The following is a 20,835-nucleotide window of genomic DNA, read 5'->3' as shown; positions in this document are numbered from 1 at the left end:
CACTGACCCCCGGCGCCGCCGGTGGTCCGGTCCCGGCCCGAGTCAGGGCCCTGCTCGCCCCCGCGCCCGTACGGCGGGTGGCGCCGGTCCTGATCGCCATGCTCCTCGTCTGCACGGCGGCCGGGGCGTCTTCGCTGGCCGGAGCCGTCCGGCTGCACCAGGACGTCGAGGTCGCCCAAGGCGAAGCACCCGCCGACTGACGGCCGCCCGGCATCGCACCTTCGGGAACGCCTGCCCCCTCTGCATCGTCTACTGTGTTGTAGACCGTCTACAGCTTTGTAGTCGCCGTGCGGGTTTGTGTGCTCACCTCGCGGTGCGCGAAGGAAGGGGCCCCGTCTCATGTCCACCTGCATCGACGCCGTCGCGTGAGGCGCCGGGAGGCCGCGGATCTGGCCGGGAGTGTCGCGCTCGGAGCCTGGGCCGCGTTCGGTGTGCTGGCCGCAGTGGCCGCCGGCGGCAGAGGCGCGCCACTGGAGCTCGACCGCGATCTTCTCGCGTGGTCGCTCGATCACCGACCGGCCACGGCACTGGCCCTGGCACGCGCGGTGACCGCCACCGGGACCGGCGTGCTCCCGTACGCACTCGTCGTGGTGGCCGCCCTGGCGACGGGGCGCACCTCCCGACAGCGCCTCGGCGCCGCCCTGTTCGGCCTCGTCTGCCTGGGCACCGGCCAGGCCCTGCGGTACGCGGTGATGGAGCTGGCTCGACGGCCCCGCCCGCCGTACGGGGACTGGGCGACGCACGCCTCCGGCTGGGCGTTCCCTTCCGGGCACAGCACGACGGCCGCGCTCACGGCGGGACTGCTGCTCGTCGCGGTCTCGCTGCGCGCCCCGCGAGGCAGGGCGGCCCTGTGGCTGCTCATCGGCTGTTGGGGCGCGGCTGTGGGGCTGAGCCGGGTCTATCTGGGGGTGCACTGGTTCACCGATGTCGCCGGAGGCTGGTTGTTCGCGGCGGGCTGGCTGGGAGTGTGCCTGTGGGTGGCCGCCCGGTGGCTGCCCGGCCTGTTCCCCGCGGGTCGCGAGCCCCGGCCGAGCACCGAGGAAGGATCATGCGGCCCAGGATCCTGATCGTCGAGGACGACCACGCGCTGCGGGACGCGCTGCGCCGTGGGCTGTCCGCCGACTTCGAGCCCGTGCCGGCCGCCGACGGCGCGACGGCGCTGCGCCTCGCGGGCACCGGCGTCGAGGCCGCGGTGCTGGACATCGGTCTGCCCGACTCGGACGGGCGGGACGTGTGCCAGGCGATGCGCGCCAACGGGTTCAGCGCGCCGGTCATCTTCCTGACGGCCCGGCATCACATCACCGACCGGTTGTCGGGCTTCTCCGCCGGAGGAGACGACTACCTGTCCAAACCGTTCCACCTGGCCGAACTCACGGCACGGCTGAGAGCGGTGCTGAAGCGGTCCGCCGTCCCGCCGACGGTGTCGCACGCCGGCCTCGTGCTGGATGCCGTGAACCACAGCATGGCGAGCGGAACCGGTGCGCCGCTCGCGCTCTCGCCGACCGAGTTCCGGCTGCTGGCCTCACTCGTCGCGGCCGGGGGTAACGTCGTGCGCCGGCTCGACCTCGTACGCGCCGGCTGGCCCGAGGGCGCGTACGTGAGTGACAACACGCTGGACCAGTACCTCTCACGGATGCGGCGCAAGCTGCGCGAGGCGGGAAGCGGTCTGTCGATCACCACTGTCCGCGGGCTCGGGCACCGCTTGTCATGACACCTCTGGTACATCGTCTCGCCCCGCGCACCCTGCGGGGCCGGCTGTCCCTGGTGGCGCTGACCACCGCGGCGCTGATCATGACGCTGCTGACCGTCGTGTTCAACCTGGCCATCACCCGGCACCTGCGGGCCGAGGCGGACGCGGAACTGCGCAACCGGGCCGAGGCGGTGGCCACCACCGTCGACACCAGCGGCTCCCGGGCGCGGGTACGGGAGAGTGTGAACGACCAGTTGCTCGACACCAACGTGTGGATCTACGCGGACGGCCGACTGCTGGAGCGGCCGTCGGCCACGGCATCGCCGGGCGGCCATCTCGCCGCCGTCGCCGGCGACATGGCCCGTACGAGGCGGGAGCGGTGCACGACCGTCGCCGGTTCGGTCCGCCTGTGCTCGCTGCCGATGCCGGGGGCCCACGCCGCCACGATCGTCACCGCGCTGAGCCTCGGCCCCTACCGCAGTTCGGCCGACGCCCTGCTGACGGCCTCCCTCGGGCTGGACGCCGTGATGCTCGTGTGTACGTACGTCCTGACCCGGCTGTCGGTCGGCCGGGCCCTGCGTCCCGTGCAGTCCATGACCGACCAGGCCGCCCAGTGGAGTGCGGTGGGGTCGCAGGAGCGCTTCGGGGCGGAGCACCACCCGGTCGAACTGGCCAGGCTGGGCGGCTCGCTGGACGTGCTGCTGGACCGGATACGTTCCGTACTCCGGCACGAGCGGCAGTTGACCGGCGAGTTGTCCCACGAGCTGCGCACTCCGCTGACCCGCATGGTCGTGGAACTCGACTGGTGGCGGGCCCGGCCGCGGTCCGAGGCGGAGACCTGGAGCACCCATCAGCGGCTGGCCGAGGCGGCCCGGACGATGCGCGGCATCTGCGACGCCCTCCTCGAGGACGCCCGCGAGCGGGCACTGGACGGCACGAGCGTTCCCGGCACCACCGACGCGCTGCCGGTACTGACACGCATGCTCGCGGATCTCGACCCGTCCGGCGAGGTCAAAAGCACGCTGCAGGCCGAGGAGTCCACCGTGTACGTGGCCGCACCCCCCGCTCTGCTGGAGCGGATTCTCAGCCCCCTCCTGGCCAACGCCGTCCGCTACGCCCGTGCGGGCGTGACGGTGTCGGCACACCGGACCGCCGACGGCGTCCGCGTCGACGTCACCGACGACGGCCCTGGCGTACCCGGGCACTTCGTGGACGACCTGTTCACTCCAGGCCGGCGCGCCGACCGGGAGGACGGGCACGACGGAGCGGGTCTGGGGCTGCCCCTGGCGAGACGACTGGCCCGCTCCGTCGGTGGCGAGGTCTCCTTCGACTCCGGCCACACACGTGGAGCCCGCTTCACGATCGATCTGCCCGCTCGCTGAGCCTGGTGTCCTTACGGGTCACGCTCAGATGGATCACGAGTCCCAGGATCACCGCGAGGAACAGAACACTCGTCACCACCGTGCCCAGGCCGAGGCCGCCGTCGGCCGACGGCTGGGAGAGGTAGTCGCCGATGGACGCGCCGAGGGGGCGGGTCAGGATGTAGGCGGTCCAGAAGCTCAGGACCGCGTTCACGGCAAGTGCGAAACGCGCGACGGCTATCGCCGCGATGGCCAGCGCGAACAGCACCGCGGCCAGCCAGTAACCCAGGTCCAGGCGTTCGGAGACCAGGTCTCCGGCCGCCGTGCCGAGGGCGAAGGTGAACAGGACGGCAAGCCAGTAGAACGCCTCCCTGCCGACGGTGTCGATGTGATGGATGGACAGAGTCCGCTCCCGCCCGTACCAGACCGCGAAGACGGCCGCGAGGAGCACGGCGAACACGGTGGTGCTGGTCTCCAGCGGTACCCCCATGTTGTCCGTGAGGTTGTCGCTGATCAGCGTGCCGACGACGCTGATCAGGGCGACCGCGAGCCAGTACACACCCGCGCGGTAGGACCGGGTGCGGAACTGGGCGACGAGCACCGCCGCCAGCAGGGCACTCATCAGGACGGAAACACCGGTCAGGCCCAGTCCCGCCTTCCCGGCCAACAGGTCGGCCGCCGTCTCGCCGACCGTCGTGCACAGCACCTTGATGACCCAGAAGTAGGCGGTGACCTCGGGGACCTTGTTCCAGCGCGGCCGGTGTCCGTTCCAGGTCGGACCGCCGGTCCCGGCGGAGGGAGCGGGCTCTGATGTCTCGTACGTCATGAGGCCGCACGGTGCCACTCGCAGCCTGAACGAATCCTGACCGTCGCGTGCTACCGGACCCGGACCGTGCGGCGCACTCGCAGCATGGCGGCCATGGCCCCTCTCCGCGATCGACGGAAGAAGGACGCGTTGTCCACGCGAGATCACGAATGCTTCCCGGAGGGCCGGGCCACGAGGTGGCTGCACCGGCGACTGGGTTCCGCCGTCACCGTGTCGTACGCGGCGGCCGTGCTCCTGCCCGGCCCCGGCATGTGGCTGCGCCATCCGCACCCGCTGCTCCCGGCCGGCGCCCTGACGGTGTCCGCCCTGCCGACACTGCTCGGCCTCGTGCTCTTCGCCGCCGGTCTGCAGGTCCCTCTCGGGGCCGCGGGTGGCCTGCTGAGACGTCCCCGCGCGCTGCTCGCCGGTCTCTTCCTCCGCCTCGCCATCCCGTTGCTGACCATCCCGGTCGTGGCCTTCCTGCTGCGGCAGACGCCCGACACGGACGGGGGCACCGGGCTGGTCACGGCGATGGCTGTGATCGTGGCCATGCCGGTCGCCGCCGGTGCGACGGTGTGGGCGGGCAACGGCCGCGGTGATCAGCCGACCATGGTGGGGATCGTGCTCGGTTCGACTCTCCTCAGTCCGTTCACCGTGCCCCTGGTCCTGGGCACTCTCGGCCCCCTCCTGACCACCGGTGACGGACAGGCGCTCATCGGGGGCCACTCCGGACCGCAGGGTGGTTCCGCTCTCAGCGCGGTGGTCCTTCCCTGCGCGGCCGGCCTCCTGTGCCGACTGCTGCTGCCGGGTAGCTGGGTCGCCAAGGCGATGACCGTCGTCGTCCCCGCCTCCCTGGCCGGCTCCTTGACCCTGACCTATCTCAACGCCAGCGGTGCGCTCGGTTCGTTTTTCGCCCGTCCACGCCCCCTCCTGCTGGGGGCCGCGCTGGCGGCGGCCGGCCTGGTGTGCCTGCTGTCCTTCGGTGCCGGCCACGGGATCGCCCGACTGCTGCGCCTCGACGCTCCCTCCGCCACTTCGTTCACCCTCGCGTGCGGCATGAACAACAGCAGCGCCGGCGCGGTCGTGCTCACGGTGGCTCTGCCCGACAAGCCCCACCTGCTCATGCCGGTGCTCGCCTACGGTCTGTTCCAGAAGACGGCGGCGAACCGTGTCGTCCGCATGCGTGCGTCACGGTGAGCCTCTGCCCACGAGCAGGCGTGCAGCATGACAGCAACCTGACCAGAGCGACGACACTCCTTGAGGCCCGGTTTATCCGCAGATGGATACGGCAATTCTTGTGCGACCCACAAGAAGACGAGGAAAGCGGCGGACCAATGATCGACGCCCGGCGACTCACCAAGAGATACGGCGAGAAAACCGCCGTGGACGGCCTGGATTTCGTCGTGAAGCCAGGCACCGTGACAGGCTTTCTGGGACCCAACGGCGCGGGAAAGTCCACGACCATGCGCATGATCGTGGGGCTGGACGCCCCCACGAGCGGCACCGTCACGGTGAACGGGCGCCGGTACGAGCAGCACCGGGCGCCGCTCCAGGAAGTCGGCACCCTTCTGGAGGCCAGGTCGATCCACCCGGGCCGCTCGGCATACCAGCACCTCAGGGCGTTGGCGCTGACCCACGGCATCCCGCGCCGGCGCGTCGACGAGGTCATCGGAGTCACCGGGCTGGGCAGCGTGGCCGGGAAACGGGCCGGTGCCTTCTCGCTCGGGATGGGACAGCGGCTCGGCATCGCCGCGGCCCTGCTGGGCGACCCGCGGACGGTGATGCTGGACGAGCCGGTCAACGGGCTGGACCCCGAGGGGGTGCTCTGGATCCGCAACCTGCTGACCTCGCTCGCGGCGGAGGGGCGCACGGTGTTCGTGTCCTCGCACCTGATGAGCGAAGTGGCGCTGGTGGCCGACCACTTGATCATTGTCGGACGTGGCCGGCTGCTGGCCGACACGACCGTGCGGGAGCTCGTGCGCGAGGCGGGCGGGAACACCGTACGGGTGGCCGCGCAGGACCCCGCGCGGCTGCGGGACGTGCTGGCGGGGCCAGGCGTGGAGATCACCGGACAGGCCGGCGCGGAGGAGCTTCAGGTGACCGGGCTGTCGGCGCGCGACATCGGTCTAAGAGCGGCCGAGCACGGGATCGCCCTCTTCGAACTGCACACGCGTCAGGTCTCGTTGGAGGAGGCATTCATGGAACTGACCAGGGACGCCGTCGAATATCACGGCACCCCGGCCGAGGTCGTCGCGGCCGCCGGGGGGCCGGCGTGAGCACCCTCACCGCGGCCACCGAGGCACCGTCCACCGCGGACGGCCGTCCTGCCTACCGGCTGACCGGCCGACGTGTCGTCGCTTCGGAGTGGGCCAAACTCTTCTCGCTGCGCTCTTCCTGGATCGTCCTCGGACTGAGCCTGTTGTTCGTCGTCGCCTTCGGGCTGATCGCCGCGTTCCGCTACCGGTCCGAGATCGGCTCCGGGCAGATGAACCAGGACTTCGCCCGTCAGAACGCCGTGGGCCTGTCCCTCTTCGGCGCGAACTTCGCCCAGTTGGCCCTGGGCGTCCTCGGGGTGCTGGTCACCGCCGGGGAGTACTCCACGGGCATGATCCGCTCGACGCTGGCCGCCGTACCGCGCCGGCTCCCGGTGCTGTGGTCCAAGGCGGCCGTGACCGGGCTGGTCGCGCTGGTCGTCGGGACGGCGGGGGCGTTCGTGGCCTTCCTGCTCGGCAGCCGGATCGTCGCCGGCACACCCGCAGCCATGGGCTTCTCGCACGCGGGCGTCGTACGGAGTCTGCTGGGCGCAGGGCTGTACCTGTGCCTGGTCGCCGTGATCGGGACCGCTCTGGGTGCCCTCCTGCGCTCCGTGGCCGGCGCCGTCTCGGCCCTGGTCGCCGCGCTGATGCTGATTCCGGGCCTGATCACGCTGCTCCCGAGCGCGTGGCGTGACGGCATCAGCCCCGGCCTGCCCAGCAACGCGGGAGCGTCGATGTTCGCCGTCACCCCCGACCCCGGCACGCTGACACCCGGCGCCGGTCTGCTGGTCCTCCTGGCCTGGACCGCGCTGACGCTGACAGGTGCCGCGTATCGCCTGCGGCGCACCGACGCGTGACGACGAGCACTGCGGCGGAGACGCGGAGCGGGTGAAACTGCCTTTGATAGCAGCCGTTCCTGGCACCGACCGCAATTCCCGGCGCACCTTTCAGGTTGTGTTCAGGGCCGGACGAACGCGCGGAAATACCTGCACCGGAATTGCCAAAGCGACGGCAAAGGGGCCTGGGAACAGCACAGTCGGGCGTGCGAGGGTGCGGATCATGAGCACAGAGCATGTCCTCGGCCACCGGCCTTCTTCCCGGTCTCGCGCCCGCATGGCCGAACGCGCGAACAAGGTGCCCGAGGTGACCGTCTATTTCTGGGTCGTCAAGGTCCTCACCACCGGCATGGGCGAGACCGCGTCCGACTTCCTGGCCCACCTTCTCGGACCGGTTCCGGCCGTGGCCCTGGGCGGCCTGGCCTTCACCGCCTCCCTCGCCCTCCAGTTCGCCGTACGCCGGTACGTGGCCTGGGTCTACTGGACGGCGATCGTGATGGTCAGCGTGTTCGGCACGATGACCGCCGACGTTCTCCACGTCGCTCTCGGCGTCCCTTACACCCTGTCCACCCCACTGTTCGTCGTGGCCCTGGGCGCGGTCTTCGCCCTGTGGCACGCGCGCGAGCGCACCCTGTCGATCCACTCCGTCCGAACCCGCCGCCGCGAGACCTTCTACTGGGCAGCCGTTCTCGCCACCTTCGCCCTCGGCACCGCGGCCGGTGACCTCACTGCCTCCTCGGGTCCGGGCTATCTGGGATCGATCGCCCTGTTCGGGGTGGCGATCGCGGTTCCGGCCGTCGCACACCGTGCGGGCCTCCTCGGCGCGGTGACCGCTTTCTGGACGGCGTACGTACTGACCCGCCCCCTCGGCGCCTCGATCGCCGACTGGATGGCCGCGTCCCACGCCCACGGCGGCCTCGGCTGGGGCGTCGGCCCGGTCACGGTGTCCTGGACCGTGGCGATCCTCGGCTTCGTCGGTTACCTGACGGTGTCCCGCCGGGACACCGGGAGTCGGCGGACGGCCCGTGAGCCCGTCACCCTGGAGGCGAACCGACCCTGAGCGTGCCGGGGGCGCGGGGCGATTGTCCGGGCACGAACAACGGTGCGAGTGGCGGGTCTGTCGCTCGCTCAGGCCTTCCCGTACAGGGGCACGTGCCTCCGCGGCTCACGGCCGCCTGGTACCCCGATCGTCGTCCGCAAGAGGCAGAACGAGGGTGAAGCAGGTACGACCGGCCGTGCTGCCGGCCTCCGCCCTGCCCTCGTGAGCCCGCGCGACCGCGTCCACGATGGCCAAGCCGAGCCCGGTGGAACCCGTCGCACGGGCGCGGGAGGTGTCGCCCCGGGTGAAGCGGCCGAACACGTGCGCCAGCAGCTCCGGCGGGATGCCGGGGCCGTCGTCGGTGACCGAGAGCCGTGTCCACTCCGGTCCTGCCGACAGGACGATGTCGACCCGGGTGCCCTCCGGGGTGTGGCGGCCGGCGTTGCTGACCAGGTTGGTCACGGCCTGCTGGAGTCGTTCGGGGTCTCCGGGGACCTCGACGGGCTCCTCGGGGAGATCGAGCTCCCAACGGTGTCCGGGGTGGCGGGCCGCCGCGTCCGTGGTCGCGTCGAGGACGATCCGGGTCAGATCGACCTGCTGTCGTACGAGTTCGCGTCCCGCGTCGAGACGGGCCAGCAGGAGAAGTTCGTCGACCAGGAGGCTCATGCGCCGGGACTGCGCTTCTATGCGTTCCAGCGCGTGCCGCACCTCGGTCGGCAAGGGCGCACCGTGCCGCATGGCGAGCTCGGCATGGGCCCGGATCGTGGCGACGGGGGTCCGCAGCTCGTGTCCGGCGTCGGCGGCGAAGGTGCGCAACCGTTCCTCCCCCCGGTGGCGGCGGTCGAGGGCGTCGCCGACGTGGCCGAGGAGTTGGTTGAACGAGCGGGTGAGGCGCCCGACCTCGGTGTCGGCGTCGTCAGCCGGCAGCGGTGGTGGCATGGCGACCTGCCCCGTTGCCAGGGGAAGGGCGGTCACCTGTTGCGCGGTGCGGTCTAGCCGTTCCAGTGGGCGCAGCGAACGCCGTACCCACAGTGCGCCGGTGACACCGGCCGCGACGAGGACGGCCCCGAAGACGACGGACTCCACGGCTTCGAGCCGGTGCACGGTCTCCTCGACCGGGTGCAGTGGCAGGCCGGTGATCAGGACGTCCCCGTCGTCGCCCGGCCAGGCCGCGACGCGATATGCGCCGATGCCGGTGAGGTGAACCGTCCGGGGACGGCCGTTGGCACCTACGGTGCGAAGGGTGTGCCGATCGGCCGCGCTGAGCGGGACCGCCCGGTCGGCCGTCCCGCGCACGACGGCCGCCTGAGTGACGCGCCCTTGCAGGGTGCGGGCCCCGAGGGTGCCGTCGGCCTGGCCCCGGGTGTCCGGGGCGTTGTCAGCGTCGGGGCGTGCCTCGTGTTCCAGGCTCGCGGCGAAACGCCCGCCGGTGGCGGCGAGTTGCTGGTCCAGGCGGTTGACGAGAAACCCCTCCAGCGCCAGCACCGTGACGATGCCGACGCAGGTGCAGGCAAGCGCGAGCAGCAGCACGAGTCCTGCGGTGAGGCGGGCGCGCAGGGACCGGGGCAGTCCCACCGAGCGGGTCATCGCTGTTCCGGACGCAGCACGTAGCCCACGCCGCGGACCGTATGGATGAGGGGCGTGTGTCCGGCGTCGATCTTCTTGCGGAGATAGCTGATGTACAGCTCGACGACATGGGCGCGCCCCCCGAAGTCATAGGCCCACACCCGGTCCAGAATCTGGGCCTTGGACAGCACCCGCCGCGGGTTGCGCATGAGGTAGCGCAGCAGTTCGAACTCGGTCTTCGACAGGTCGATGTGCCGGCCGCCGCGGGACACGTCGCGGGCACTCTCGTCCATCATCAGATCACCCACCACGAGGCTGAAGCCGTCGGGGCGCTGCTTTGCGGTCAGCCCGGCCCGGCGCATCAGGCCCCTGAGGCGGGCGAGGAGCTCCTCGATGCTGAATGGTTTGGTGACGTAGTCGTCCGCACCGGCGGTGATGCCCGCGACGCGATCTTCCACGGCATCGCGGGCGGTGAGGAAGAGCACGCAGAGCCCGGGTCGGTCCTGGCGCAGTCGGCGCAGCACTCCGGGGCCGTCGCCGTCGGGCAGCATCCAGTCGAGGACCACGGCGTCGGGTTCGAACGAGACGTTCACCGAGAGCGCCTCGGCGGCAGTGGCCGCGGTGCGCACCTCCCAGCCCTCGGAGCGAAGGGCCGCGCTTACGACATCGGTCAGGTCGGCCTCGTCGTCGACGACCAGCGCTCGTGGCACCCTTCCGTCAGGGGTGCGGGGCGCGGGAGCAGGGGAATCATGGCTGTTCATCTCGGTTCCAGCATGCGGCATACCCGCGGGGCGGGCGGCTCCGCGATCTTCTGAGTTTCCTCTGAACTTCGTACCGGGACCCGTGTTCAGAGGGTTTTCAGAGGCTGTTCGGTCACGGTGGCCTCCAAGCGCCGACCGGTGTGGTCTTCCGTGGCAAGGAGCAACAGAGGTGAGCACTGAAGCCATACGCCCCGTGCGGGCGCCGGGCGGCCCCGGATATGTGGGGCGGGGCGTGCCGGAGAGCCTGGTCGTCTGGTCGGTACGGTTCGCGGCCCTCGGCGGCGCGGCCGGCCTGCTGGGGCTGTGGTGGGCGGACACCTCTTCCGTGATCGGCCCGTCGGGCTGGCTGACGGGGGCGGGCCGCCTGACGGGGCTGCTGGCGGGTTACCTGTGCGCGTTGGTGGTGCTGCTGATGAGCCGGGTTCCCTGGCTCGACGCGACCGTGGGACCCGACCGGCTCGCCCGCTGGCACGCATGGCTCGGCAGGTGGACGATCACGCTGATCATGGCCCACGTCGTGCTGATCATCGAGGGCTACGCCCTGACGGGGCGGGTGTCGCCCCTGAGCGAGGCGGGCCAGGTGGTGCTGCATTACCCCGACATGTTGAAGGCGCTCGCCGCCCTGGTGATCTTCCTGGTCACCGCCGTGGTCTCCGCCCGGGCCGCACGCGCCCGGCTCAGTCACGAGACCTGGTACTACCTGCATCTGGCGACCTATGCCGCGGTGTTCCTCGCTTTCGGCCATCAGTTGTCCACCGGCGCCGACTTCGCCGGGAACTTCGCAGCACAGGCGTGCTGGTACGCCCTGTACGGCGTGGTCGCCGGGCTGGTCTCCTGGTTCCGGGTGATCAAGCCCGTCCGGCTGTCCCGCCGGCATCGGCTGCGGGTCGCCGAGGTGCGGGCCGAGGGACCGGGGGTGGTTTCGGTGCGGATCACGGGTCGCCGTCTTGAGGAACTCCGTGTCCGTCCGGGACAGTTCATGCGGTGGCGGTTCATGGTTCCGGGCATGCGGTGGACCGCGTCGCCGTACTCGCTGTCGGCGCCGGCCGACGGGAGCGGGCTGAGAATCACCGTCAAAGCCGCCGGGAACCACAGTGCCCGGCTGGCGCGGCTGCGCCCCGGCACCCGGGTCTGGGCGGAGGGGCCGTACGGCGCCCTGACCGGCGACCGCGCTCGTGGCACGCGGACGCTGCTGCTGGCGGGCGGGGTGGGCATCACTCCGTTGCGGACGCTGTTCGAGACGCTCCCCGGCGATCCTGTGCTGGTGTACTGGGCGCGGCGGCCCGAGGACCTGGTCCTGCGCGGCGAACTCGAGGCGCTGGCAAGGGAGCGCGGCGCACGGCTCCATCTCTCGGTGAGCGAACCGGCGGCCTACCGGATTCCCCTCGACCCGCCGACGCTCCAGGCTCTCGTACCGGACGTGGCCGGCCGTGACTGCTACGTGTGCGGACCACCTGGAATGGCCGGGGCGGCGCACACGGCCCTGCGGGCGGCCGGGGTTCCCGCCCGCCGCATCCACAGCGAGTCCTTCTCCCTCTAGGGGCGTCTTCAGCACGCCGCTGGTCGACGCTCCCCGTTCCCACCCGCACTTCCCGCCGGAGACGCTCATGCGCCGCACTTTCTTCACCCTCGCCACGACGACGGCGGTCATCACGATGCTGCTCGCCCTGAAACCGCATCAGCCTCCCGCACCCGCGGTGGCCGGTCAGCTCCCCGCCGGTACCTCCCCGGGGCACGGTGATGCCACAAAGCGGTCGGGCACGTTCACGGGTGACACGCTCAACACCCGGTACGGGCCGGTGCAGGTCCGTATCACCATCAGTGGGGGCAAGCTGACGGCTGTCACCGCCGTACGTGTTCCGGACGCCAACCCGCGGGATCGCGAGATCGCCGCCTACGCGGTGCCACGGTTGACCGGCGAGGCGCTCGATGCCCAGAGCGCCCGGATAGACGCCGTGTCCGGGGCGACCTACACCAGTGGCGGTTACATACGTTCCCTGCAGAGCGCCCTGGACAGGACCGGCGGCTGAGCCACCTCCACGGAGTTCGGCGCGCAGGTCTCCTTGCCGGTACTCCGCCGCGCCCCGCCCGTACGTACCGCATCGACGAGTGCCTGGTCAGCGTCCACGTGACGCACGGTGCCGGGTGCCGGTACCGGGCCGCCCTCGTCCGGGAACCCTCGGGACGAAGCCCGTGTCGACGGCGCAGAGGTTGTCCAGGTCGTCGACCTTTCACTGGGCGTCCGGGGCCGGACCGGAGGGGTCGCTGCCGAAAGGGAGTGCGCCGGACTCGTGTCCCGGCCGCCGGATCCCGGGCACCAGTCCCGCGGTGTCAGGGCCCGTCGTGGTGCCGGAGTTCACCGAGACCCGCCAGGCGCATGCGGAACGCCCCCGTCGGGCAATGACGCCACCACCCGCATCCGCACCTGTGCCGATCGTCATGCCGTCGAAGTGCTGCGCTTCCGTCACGCCGGCCACCGCCCTTGGAACCCTGTCCGATTCCGCCGGGCCGACAGGGACCTCCGCCCGGCCCCGTCCACCAACGTATCGCCGGGTGGTGTACCCGGCGAGTCGGGCTGCGCGGGTGAGCCGGGGCGGCCGCACGTGGCCGTGGGCACCGGACACATTCCGGGGGCGGGTTGCTCCCCCGCGGGCGCAGTCCGCCTTGGGGCCCCGGCCTCGCATCCGCCCCCGGCCTTCACCGGGCGGGGTCACATACGGGGTGCTGCACCGCGTCGCGTACCCAGTGGCCGTCATACCGGAACATTCCTGATCTTCCCGGCACACTGTCCGTTCATGGATGACGACTCCGGAGATGCGATGCCGAAGGACGACCACACCGCCGCGACCACTCTCACCGACGAGGAGCTGCGCGGTCTGGACGCGCACTGGCGCGCCGCCAACTACCTGGCCGTGGGCCAGATCTACCTGATGGACAACCCCCTGCTCACCGAGCCGCTGCGGCCGGAACACATCAAGCCGCGGCTGCTCGGCCACTGGGGCACGTCTCCGGGACTCAACCTGGTGTACACGCACCTGAACCGGGTGATCAAGAACCGCGGTCTGGACGCACTGTGCGTCTGGGGGCCGGGGCACGGAGGGCCGGCCGTCCTGGCCGGCTCCTGGCTGGACGGCAGCTACAGCGAGACGTACCCCGACGTGCCGCGGGACGCGGAGGGCATGGCGCGGCTGTTCCGGCAGTTCTCCTTCCCCGGTGGCGTACCCAGCCATGTGGCTCCGGAGACGCCTGGCTCGATCCACGAGGGCGGCGAGCTCGGCTACTCCCTGGCCCACGCCTACGGCGCCGCCTTCGACAACCCGGGACTCGTGGTGGCCTGCGTCATCGGGGACGGCGAGGCGGAGACAGGACCGCTCGCCGCGTCCTGGCACTCCGACAAGTTCCTCGACCCGGTGCACGACGGCGCGGTCCTGCCCGTCCTGCACCTCAACGGGTACAAGATCGCCAACCCGACCGTGCTGTCCCGCCTGCCCGAGCAGGAGCTCGAGGCGCTGCTGCGCGGGTACGGGTACGAGCCCATTCAGGTGAGCGGCCACCATCCGGCCGAAGTGCACCGCGCCATGGCGGCGGCCATGGACGATGCGCTGGACCGCATCTCCCTCATGCAGGAGTCCGCGCGCGGTGAGGGCGTCACCGAGCGCGTGCACTGGCCGGTGATCGTGATGCGCACCCCCAAGGGCTGGACCGGTCCCGCCGAGGTCGACGGTCTCCCGGTCGAGGGCACCTGGCGGTCCCATCAGGTGCCGCTCGCCGGGGTCCGCGGCAACCCCGAGCACCTGGCCCAGTTGGAACGCTGGATGCGCTCGTACCGGCCCGAGGAACTGTTCGGTGCCGACGGTCGTCCCGCGCCGGAGGTCCTGTCCTGCGTACCGGCGGGCGAGAGGCGCCTGGGCGCCACTCCGCACGCGAACGGCGGTCTGCTGACCCGCGAGCTGCCCCTGCCCGACCTGGAAGCGATCGCCGTACCCGTCGACAAGCCGGGCGTCACCCTGCACGAGCCCACCCGTGTCGTCGGCACCCTGCTGCGGCAGGTCATGAAGGACACCCGGACCCGCCGGGACTTCCGGCTGGTGGGGCCGGACGAGACCGCGTCCAACCGGCTCGATGCCGTGTACGACGTCAGCGGCAAGGCGTGGCAGGCGGCGATCCTGCCGGTCGACGAGCATCTGGAGCGGCACGGCCGGGTCATGGAGGTGCTCTCCGAACACCTCTGCCAGGGCTGGCTCGAGGGCTATGTGCTCACCGGTCGGCACGGCCTGTTCTCCTGCTACGAAGCCTTCGTGCACATCGTCGACTCGATGGTCAGCCAGCACATCAAGTGGCTCAGGACCGCCCGCGATCTGCCGTGGCGCGCCCCCATCCCGTCCCTGAACTACCTGCTGACATCGCATGTGTGGCGCCAGGACCACAACGGCTTCTCCCACCAGGACCCCGGTTTCGTCGACCATGTCCTCAACAAGAGCCCCGCCGTGGTCCGCGTCTACCTCCCGCCGGACGCCAACACCCTGTTGTCGGTGACCGATCACGTCCTGCGCAGCCGCGACTACGTGAACGTCGTCGTAGCGGGCAAGCAGCCCTGCTTCGACTGGCTCAGCATGGACGAGGCGCGCGTCCACTGTGCGCGCGGCGCGGGGATCTGGGAATGGGCCGGCTCCGAGAACGGGGGCGAGCCGGACGTGGTGCTGGCCTGCGCCGGTGACGTGCCCACCCTCGAAGTGCTGGCCGCCGCCCAGCTGTTGCGCCGTCACCTGCCCGAACTGCGGGTGCGGGTGGTGAACGTGGTGGACATGACCAGGCTGCTCCCCCACGAGGAACACCCGCACGGCATGACGGACTTCGAGTACGACGGTCTGTTCACGACGGACAAGCCGGTGATCTTCGCCTACCACGGCTACCCGTGGCTCGTGCACCGTCTCGCCTACCGGCGTACCGGCCACGCGAACCTCCATGTGCGGGGCTACAAGGAGTCGGGCACCACGACCACGCCGTTCGACATGGTCGTCCGGAACGACCTCGACCGTTACCGCCTCGTCATGGACGTCATCGACCGGGTACCGGGGCTCGCGGTCCGTGCCGCCGCCGTGCGCCAGGCGATGGCCGCCGAGCGCACCCGCCACGCGGCGTGGATCCGCGCGCACGGTGCCGACATGCCCGAGGTGGCCGAGTGGGTCTGGGACGGCTGAACCAGCAGGTGGCCTCCGGCCTACCAGTGCTCCGGTCCGCCCCCGCGCCACTCGATCAGCTCCGACCGGACCACGTCCAGCTCGTCCCAGTCGTGGAGCCCCGCCTCCTGCATGAAGGCGGCCACGTCCCGTACGGCGAACGCGTGCCCGACGACCCGATCGCCGATCTGCACCTTGCGGCCGGTCTCAGGGTCCGGGGGGCCCACGATCACGCGAGTGCTGGTCATTCCTCCAGCCTGCGGCCCGACATCCGAGAGTGCACGTCTGCCGGCCGGCGACAGACACCGCCAGCCATCTGTTCACGAGGCGGTGTCCTTCTCGTGCTGTGTCCCCCCTTGCCGTCGTGCTTCGATGTCGGGGCGCGTAATCGTGTGGAGAGGCATGGCCGTGAGGGCGAGACCACGACCGACTGCGGCGCCGGATGAGCTGGTCCGGAGCCTGGGTGTGCGGGATGCGGTGATTGTCGGCCTGGGGTCGATGCTCGGCGCCGGAGTGTTCGCGGCGCTGGCTCCCGCGGCGCGGGCCGCTGGTTCGGCGCTGCTGGTCGGCCTGGCGCTCGCGGCGGTGGTCGCCTACTGCAACGCGACGTCGTCGGCCCGCCTCGCAGCCCGGTATCCGGTGTCGGGCGGCACTTACGTCTACGGACGTGAGCGCCTCGGTGAGTTCTGGGGGTACCTGGCCGGCTGGTGCTTCGTCGTCGGCAAGACGGCCTCGTGCGCGGCGATGGCGCTCACTGCCGGCGCGTACGTATGGCCGGGACAGGCGCATGCGGTGGCGATCGCGGCGGTGGTGACGCTGACGGCGGTGAACTACGCCGGGATGCAGAAGACCGCATGGCTGACGCGCGTCATCGTCGCGATCGTGCTGGCGGTGCTCACAGCGATCGTGATCACGTCGTGGGTGTCGGGGGCGGTGGACGCGACCCGTCTGGATGTCGGGGCCGACGCGTCGTGGAACGGGGTGCTGCAGGCCGGCGGTCTGCTCTTCTTCGCGTTCGCGGGGTACGCCAGGATCGCCACGCTGGGCGATGAGGTGCGCGACCCGGCGCGCACCGTCCCGCGCGCGATCCCGGTCGCTCTGGCGATCACGCTCGTCGTCTACGCCCTGGTGGCGGTCAGCGGGCTGCTGGTGCTCGGTCCCGGCCGGCTGGGGACGACCGTCGCACCGCTGTCGGACGTCGTGCGAGAAGCGGGAGCCGACTGGCTGGTGCCGGTGGTACGGGTGGGAGCCGCCGTGGCGGCGCTCGGCTCGCTGCTGGCACTGATCCTGGGGGTGTCGCGGACCACGCTGGCGATGGCCCGTGACGGTCACCTGCCGCGCCGGCTGTCCGCGGTGCATCCTCGGTTCAAGGTGCCGCACCGGGCCGAGTTGCTGGTGGGGACGGTCGTCGTCGTCCTGGTCGCGTTCACGGACGTGCGCGGCGCGATCGGCTTCTCCTCGTTCGGCGTGCTGGTCTACTACGCCGTCGCCAACGCCTCCGCGCTCACCCTCTCTCCGCAGGAGGGACGCCCGGCCCGGATCGTTCCCGCCGCCGGGCTGCTGGGGTGCCTCGTGCTCGCCTTCGCCCTGCCCGCCGACTCAGTGATCGCGGGCGCCTCGGTCGTGGCCGCGGGCGCTGTCGTGTACGCCGTGCGCCGGGTGCTGCGCGGAGCGCCCTCCGCCTGAGGTGCGTGGCCCCCGGAACGCCGTGATCAAGGACGCAGGGCGTCGCGGGTGAGATGCCGGCTGATGCGGGTGGCGGCAAAGGCGGTGCCGGCCACGAACCGCATCACCGGGCCGAAACAGGGCGCGGTCAGCGAGCCGGTGAAGTACAGCCGGGGCACGCTGGACTCGAAGGCGGCGGACAGGCGCGGGGCCGCGCTGCCCCCGGCCCGCCGCACCTCTCGCCGCAAGGACGCCGCGAGGAAGGGAAGCCGTTCCAGATCGAGCCGGTAGCCGGTGGCGGCCAGCACATGATCCACGTTCAGGACGTCCGGTCCCGGACCGGAGAGTCGCAGCAGGGCGCCGCCGCTCCGGTCGGCCTCCACCCCGTCGACCGAGCAGCCGGTACGCACCGGCACGATGCCCTCGACCCGCTCACGGAGCCACCAGCCACCGGAGGGGCCGAGCGCTCGATGGAACAGATACATGCGGGCGGCTGCCGGCAGCCGGCGCACCGCCCCCGGCGCCCGGCTGACCGCCAGCAGACTCCAGCCCGTTCCCAGCGCCGCCGACGGCCGCACCACCCGGTGGGACAACGGTCTGTCCGGTTCCGGCAGTTCGCCCCACAGCACCCGGCGCTCGCGAACCAGGACGGTGGGGATCGCGCGGGCTTCGTGCAGCAGCGCAGCACTTTCCAGTGCCGACTGGCCACCACCGATCACCGCCACCCGCTGCCCGGCGTACCGGGCCAGGTCCTGGTGCTGGCTGGTGTGCGACACCAGACCGTCCGGATGCGGGCCGCCCGGTGTCAGCGCCCTGAACTGTTCGGGTACGTGGGCGAGTTCCGACAGCCCGGTGGCCACCACCACCGCCGAGGCGGCGAACTCTTCCCCGCCCTCTGCCTGCACGACGAAGCCCGCAGGGCCGCGCTCCACCGAGGTGATCCGCGACTGCTCCACCTCACCGACGTAGCGGTCGGCGAACCACTGCCCGTAGGCCACGAAGGTGGCGCACGGGATCGGCGTCAGCTCGGTCAGCTCATCCTGGCCCTGCGCACGGCAGTAGTCCGCCAGCCTTGCCCCTGCCACCGGCGCCGAGAGATCGGTGGCGTCCGGCGTCGACTTCAGGAACATGCCGGTGGCCATCGCGTGCCGCCAACTCCCCATCACCTCCCCGAACACCCGCACCTCTGCCCCCTGGGCACGCAGATGCGCGGCCACCGACAGACCGTAGGGGCCGGCCCCGATCACCACGACCGGCGACCGCCCGCCCTTCGCGGCGAGCGGAGCCCTCCGGTCCCGTTGCTCGGACCACGGTTGCGTCACGTGCTTCCCCCTGCTCGGCCCCGCGCACGTCCCGCTGCGCGGGCAGCACTGGACCCTGAACCGTTTTCCGGCCGCAGGGTTCCATCCCCCTGTGCACCAGTGTGCCCGCGACACATCTGTCGACAAGCGATATGGGCGAACATGACCTGCACTTGGCCATCCCTGTCCGTACGGCAAAAGGTCATGCACTGACTGCCGGCCGGGCACCGCACTCGGCATTCCGGACTGAAAAAGCGGCAGTCCCGGCCGTCATGCCGGCCGGGACTGCCGCGAAAGGGTTGTGATCGTGAAGGGCGGTCGCCTACGCGGCGAAAGGCTCTGCAGATCGTCCCTGCAGGCAATGGATGAGGCCCGGGGACACTGTCCCCTTCACCATCACGGTCTGTTCAACCACACCGGCCCGGCGGGCATTCCCGGTGCGGCAGGAATTTCCCGCGGCCCAGCACGCCTCGTGGGCGTACCGCGCCCCGGCCCTCTTCTGCTCACGCCGAGCGGATCACGGGATTTCCCGTATAACCCGGTCTAGGAGGGTCCAGTGCGCGGCGCAGGCCATCCATCCCTTTGACCAGCGCGGCGCGTTCGCCGTCAGGCATGGCATCGAGCACGGTGGCCAGGAACTGCTCCCTCTCCTTCCGCAGCTCCCTGAGATAGGCCGTGGCGCGGCCGGTCAGATACAACTCGATCTCCCTGCGGCTCCTGGCGCTGGAGGCCCGCTTGATCAAGCCCATCGCCTCGAGCCGGGCACACAGGCGACTGAGAGCGGGAGCCGCGGAGTCGAGGGCCACGCACAGCTCACGCAGGTTGCTACCTGCCGCGGATTCGAGCGCGTACAGGAGGCGCAGTTGCGAGGAGGAGACGAGGGGCGCCGAGCGCTGCTGCCGCTCCCATCGTGCTTCGAGGCGTTCCAGAGCCGCCCGCACCGTACGGACGTCGTGCGAGGTGTGCGGCCGGGCTGCCTTCTCGTCCATGCTCTGCAACTCCGAGATCAGATACTGCGAGCCGGGCGGGCAGAAATGATCAGCAACCGTCGTCCGCCGCTCCCCGCACCCGTGCCCCGATGCGCGGGGCTCATCCGGTCGGACGGAACCGTCAGTGATGCGCCCGCACAGCCCCCTTGGCCCAGCCAGTCAACCACACGCCCTCCGCCGACAACATGACCTGCTTCTGCGGTACGGCGCGGGCATTGCCGCCCCAAGCCCGCCGGGGGGCTCGTGCGTCCCGGGGCACAGCGCTGCTCACCGCCACCTCCAGCTCGGGGCCTTGGCGCTGCGCCCGTGACCGGGACGACAAGAGCGCTGCTGCGGATGCCACATGTGTGCCTGGTCACTCCCTGAGCGAGCCCGGACAGCTTATGCCCGGTTTGCCCAGGACCAGGGGCGGCTCGCCCGTTAGGTGTACAGGGCACCGTCGCTGCCCGGGTCGGTGTCCACTTGCCGCACGGGCGCTGAATGCCGTACTAAATACTTTCCCCATGTAAAAGGTTCTCGGGGGATGTGGGGCCCGGTGGTGAAGAGACTGCGGGGCCGGTCGTCTGACGGGTCGCCCCGGCGTCCTGCTGCCAGGTGGAATGAGGATGGATCATGCCTGAGGCGTCGGTTGAGGCGTCGCGCCCCGTGCCCCGCTCCAGGCCGGCGCGGGCCGGTGGGAAGGTCGCGGAGCCGGAGCTGCGCCAGTTGCTGGCGGGGCTGACGGCGGTGCGCGACGGTGACTTCGGCACCCGGCTGCCCGATGAGGCCGACGGTCTCATGGGGGAGATCGCCACCGTGTTCAACGGCATGGTCGATCAGCTGTCCCTGTTCACCTCCGAGGTCACCCGGGTGGCCCGCGAGGTGGGCACCGAGGGCACCCTGGGCGGCCAGGCAGAGGTTCCGGGCGTCTCGGGCACCTGGGCCGACCTGACCGACTCGGTCAACGCGATGGCGGGCAACCTCACGACCCAGGTGCGGGACATCGCGCAGGTGGCCACCGCGGTCGCCAAGGGCGACCTGTCGCAGAAGATCGACGTCGATGCGCGCGGGGAGATCCTGGAGCTGAAGGACACCGTCAACACGATGGTCGACCAGCTCTCGTCGTTCGCCGACGAGGTCACCCGCGTGGCCCGCGAGGTCGGCAGCGAGGGCCGGCTGGGCGGCCAGGCTCAGGTGCCGGGCGTGGGCGGCGTGTGGCGGGATCTGACCGACTCGGTGAACTTCATGGCCGGCAACCTCACCGACCAGGTCCGCAACATCGCACAGGTGACCACCGCCGTCGCCAAGGGCGACCTCTCGCAGAAGATCACCGTGGATGCCCGGGGTGAGATTCTGCAGCTGAAGGACACCATCAACACGATGGTGGACCAGCTGTCCGCGTTCGCCA

18 protein-coding genes and 1 pseudogene are annotated in these 20,835 nt (G+C 71.1%); 13 read left to right on the top strand and 6 right to left on the bottom strand.

Annotated elements, in window-relative coordinates:
- From GT030_RS18495 to GT030_RS18480, 4 genes and pseudogenes are all read left to right on the top strand, one after another.
- Nucleotides 1-200: pseudogene (locus GT030_RS18495) on the top strand (M56 family peptidase); the annotation flags it as partial.
- 165 nt (nucleotides 201-365) lie between these two features.
- Nucleotides 366-1,067, top strand: a complete 702-nt coding sequence (locus tag GT030_RS18490) for a phosphatase PAP2 family protein (protein WP_346009678.1) — start codon at nucleotides 366-368, stop codon at nucleotides 1,065-1,067.
- Entirely contained in the window at nucleotides 1,049-1,711 is a 663-nt protein-coding gene (locus GT030_RS18485) for a response regulator transcription factor (RefSeq protein ID WP_161202028.1), read from the top strand. Before GT030_RS18490 ends, GT030_RS18485 begins: the two co-directional genes overlap by 19 nt.
- Nucleotides 1,708-3,072: a HAMP domain-containing sensor histidine kinase gene (locus tag GT030_RS18480; RefSeq protein ID WP_161202027.1), complete on the top strand. Its 1,365-nt coding sequence runs from the start codon at nucleotides 1,708-1,710 to the stop codon at nucleotides 3,070-3,072. The genes GT030_RS18485 and GT030_RS18480 overlap by 4 nt, the downstream gene beginning before the upstream one ends.
- On the opposite strand, the gene GT030_RS18475 is transcribed toward GT030_RS18480, so the two are convergent.
- Nucleotides 3,047-3,877: a hypothetical protein gene (locus tag GT030_RS18475; RefSeq protein ID WP_161202026.1), complete on the bottom strand. Its 831-nt coding sequence runs from the start codon at nucleotides 3,875-3,877 to the stop codon at nucleotides 3,047-3,049. The two genes, GT030_RS18480 and GT030_RS18475, sit on opposite strands and share 26 nt — an antisense overlap.
- A 129-nt stretch (nucleotides 3,878-4,006) precedes the next feature.
- On the opposite strand from GT030_RS18475, the gene GT030_RS18470 reads away from it, so the two are divergent.
- The 4 genes from GT030_RS18470 (at nucleotide 4,007) to GT030_RS18455 (ending at nucleotide 8,007) form a co-directional block, all read left to right on the top strand.
- Nucleotides 4,007-5,053: a sodium-dependent transporter gene (locus GT030_RS18470; protein ID WP_237522612.1), complete on the top strand. Its 1,047-nt coding sequence runs from the start codon at nucleotides 4,007-4,009 to the stop codon at nucleotides 5,051-5,053.
- Between the two features lie 137 nt (nucleotides 5,054-5,190).
- Nucleotides 5,191-6,132, top strand: coding sequence for an ATP-binding cassette domain-containing protein (locus GT030_RS18465; protein WP_161202031.1), 942 nt, complete (start codon nucleotides 5,191-5,193; stop codon nucleotides 6,130-6,132).
- Nucleotides 6,129-6,968, top strand: a complete 840-nt coding sequence (locus GT030_RS18460; RefSeq protein ID WP_161202024.1) for an ABC transporter permease — start codon at nucleotides 6,129-6,131, stop codon at nucleotides 6,966-6,968. The genes GT030_RS18465 and GT030_RS18460 overlap by 4 nt, the downstream gene beginning before the upstream one ends.
- Nucleotides 6,969-7,170: 202 nt before the next feature.
- A complete protein-coding gene (locus tag GT030_RS18455; protein WP_161202023.1) occupies nucleotides 7,171-8,007 on the top strand; it encodes a hypothetical protein in 837 nt (278 codons plus the stop codon).
- Nucleotides 8,008-8,112: 105 nt separating this feature from the next.
- Here the strand turns inward: GT030_RS18455 and GT030_RS18450 are convergent, their stop codons facing one another.
- Nucleotides 8,113-9,573 (bottom strand): HAMP domain-containing sensor histidine kinase, encoded by a 1,461-nt coding sequence (locus tag GT030_RS18450; protein WP_161202022.1) that lies wholly within the window; start codon nucleotides 9,571-9,573, stop codon nucleotides 8,113-8,115.
- A complete protein-coding gene (locus tag GT030_RS18445; protein WP_161202021.1) occupies nucleotides 9,570-10,313 on the bottom strand; it encodes a response regulator transcription factor in 744 nt (247 codons plus the stop codon). Before GT030_RS18445 ends, GT030_RS18450 begins: the two co-directional genes overlap by 4 nt.
- Before the next feature lie 232 nt (nucleotides 10,314-10,545).
- On the opposite strand from GT030_RS18445, the gene GT030_RS18440 reads away from it, so the two are divergent.
- From GT030_RS18440 to GT030_RS18430, 3 genes are all read left to right on the top strand, one after another.
- On the top strand, nucleotides 10,546-11,853 hold the full coding sequence (locus tag GT030_RS18440) for a ferredoxin reductase family protein (RefSeq protein ID WP_346009679.1): 1,308 nt from the start codon (nucleotides 10,546-10,548) through the stop codon (nucleotides 11,851-11,853).
- Between the two features lie 67 nt (nucleotides 11,854-11,920).
- Nucleotides 11,921-12,343: an FMN-binding protein gene (locus GT030_RS18435; protein WP_161202020.1), complete on the top strand. Its 423-nt coding sequence runs from the start codon at nucleotides 11,921-11,923 to the stop codon at nucleotides 12,341-12,343.
- A gap of 789 nt (nucleotides 12,344-13,132) precedes the next feature.
- Nucleotides 13,133-15,514, top strand: coding sequence for a phosphoketolase family protein (locus GT030_RS18430; protein WP_161202029.1), 2,382 nt, complete (start codon nucleotides 13,133-13,135; stop codon nucleotides 15,512-15,514).
- 20 nt (nucleotides 15,515-15,534) lie between these two features.
- On the opposite strand, the gene GT030_RS18425 is transcribed toward GT030_RS18430, so the two are convergent.
- Nucleotides 15,535-15,741 carry a hypothetical protein gene (locus tag GT030_RS18425; protein WP_161202019.1) on the bottom strand — a complete coding sequence of 69 codons (207 nt, stop codon included), beginning with the start codon at nucleotides 15,739-15,741 and terminating at the stop codon, nucleotides 15,535-15,537.
- Between the two features lie 154 nt (nucleotides 15,742-15,895).
- Between GT030_RS18425 and GT030_RS18420 the strand changes: the two genes are divergently transcribed.
- Nucleotides 15,896-17,179 carry an amino acid permease gene (locus tag GT030_RS18420; RefSeq protein WP_161202018.1) on the top strand — a complete coding sequence of 428 codons (1,284 nt, stop codon included), beginning with the start codon at nucleotides 15,896-15,898 and terminating at the stop codon, nucleotides 17,177-17,179.
- Nucleotides 17,180-17,205: 26 nt separating this feature from the next.
- On the opposite strand, the gene GT030_RS18415 is transcribed toward GT030_RS18420, so the two are convergent.
- Together GT030_RS18415 and GT030_RS18410 are read right to left on the bottom strand one after the other, a co-directional pair.
- Complete coding sequence (locus GT030_RS18415) at nucleotides 17,206-18,480, bottom strand: FAD-dependent oxidoreductase (RefSeq protein WP_346009677.1); 1,275 nt, start codon at nucleotides 18,478-18,480, stop codon at nucleotides 17,206-17,208.
- A 482-nt stretch (nucleotides 18,481-18,962) separates the two neighbouring features.
- Nucleotides 18,963-19,448, bottom strand: coding sequence for a MarR family transcriptional regulator (locus GT030_RS18410; protein ID WP_161202016.1), 486 nt, complete (start codon nucleotides 19,446-19,448; stop codon nucleotides 18,963-18,965).
- Nucleotides 19,449-20,060: 612 nt separating this feature from the next.
- Here GT030_RS18410 and GT030_RS18405 point away from each other — a divergent pair.
- The coding region (locus GT030_RS18405; RefSeq protein WP_161202015.1) for a HAMP domain-containing protein at nucleotides 20,061-20,835 on the top strand (775 nt) is incomplete at its 3' end.

This window comes from Streptomyces sp. SID1328 (genome assembly GCF_009865595.1).
GTDB classification, from domain to species: domain Bacteria; phylum Actinomycetota; class Actinomycetes; order Streptomycetales; family Streptomycetaceae; genus Streptomyces; species Streptomyces griseoluteus.
The sequence above is the reverse complement of the archived record's forward strand: the minus strand, read 5'-3'. Positions and strand labels throughout refer to the sequence as shown.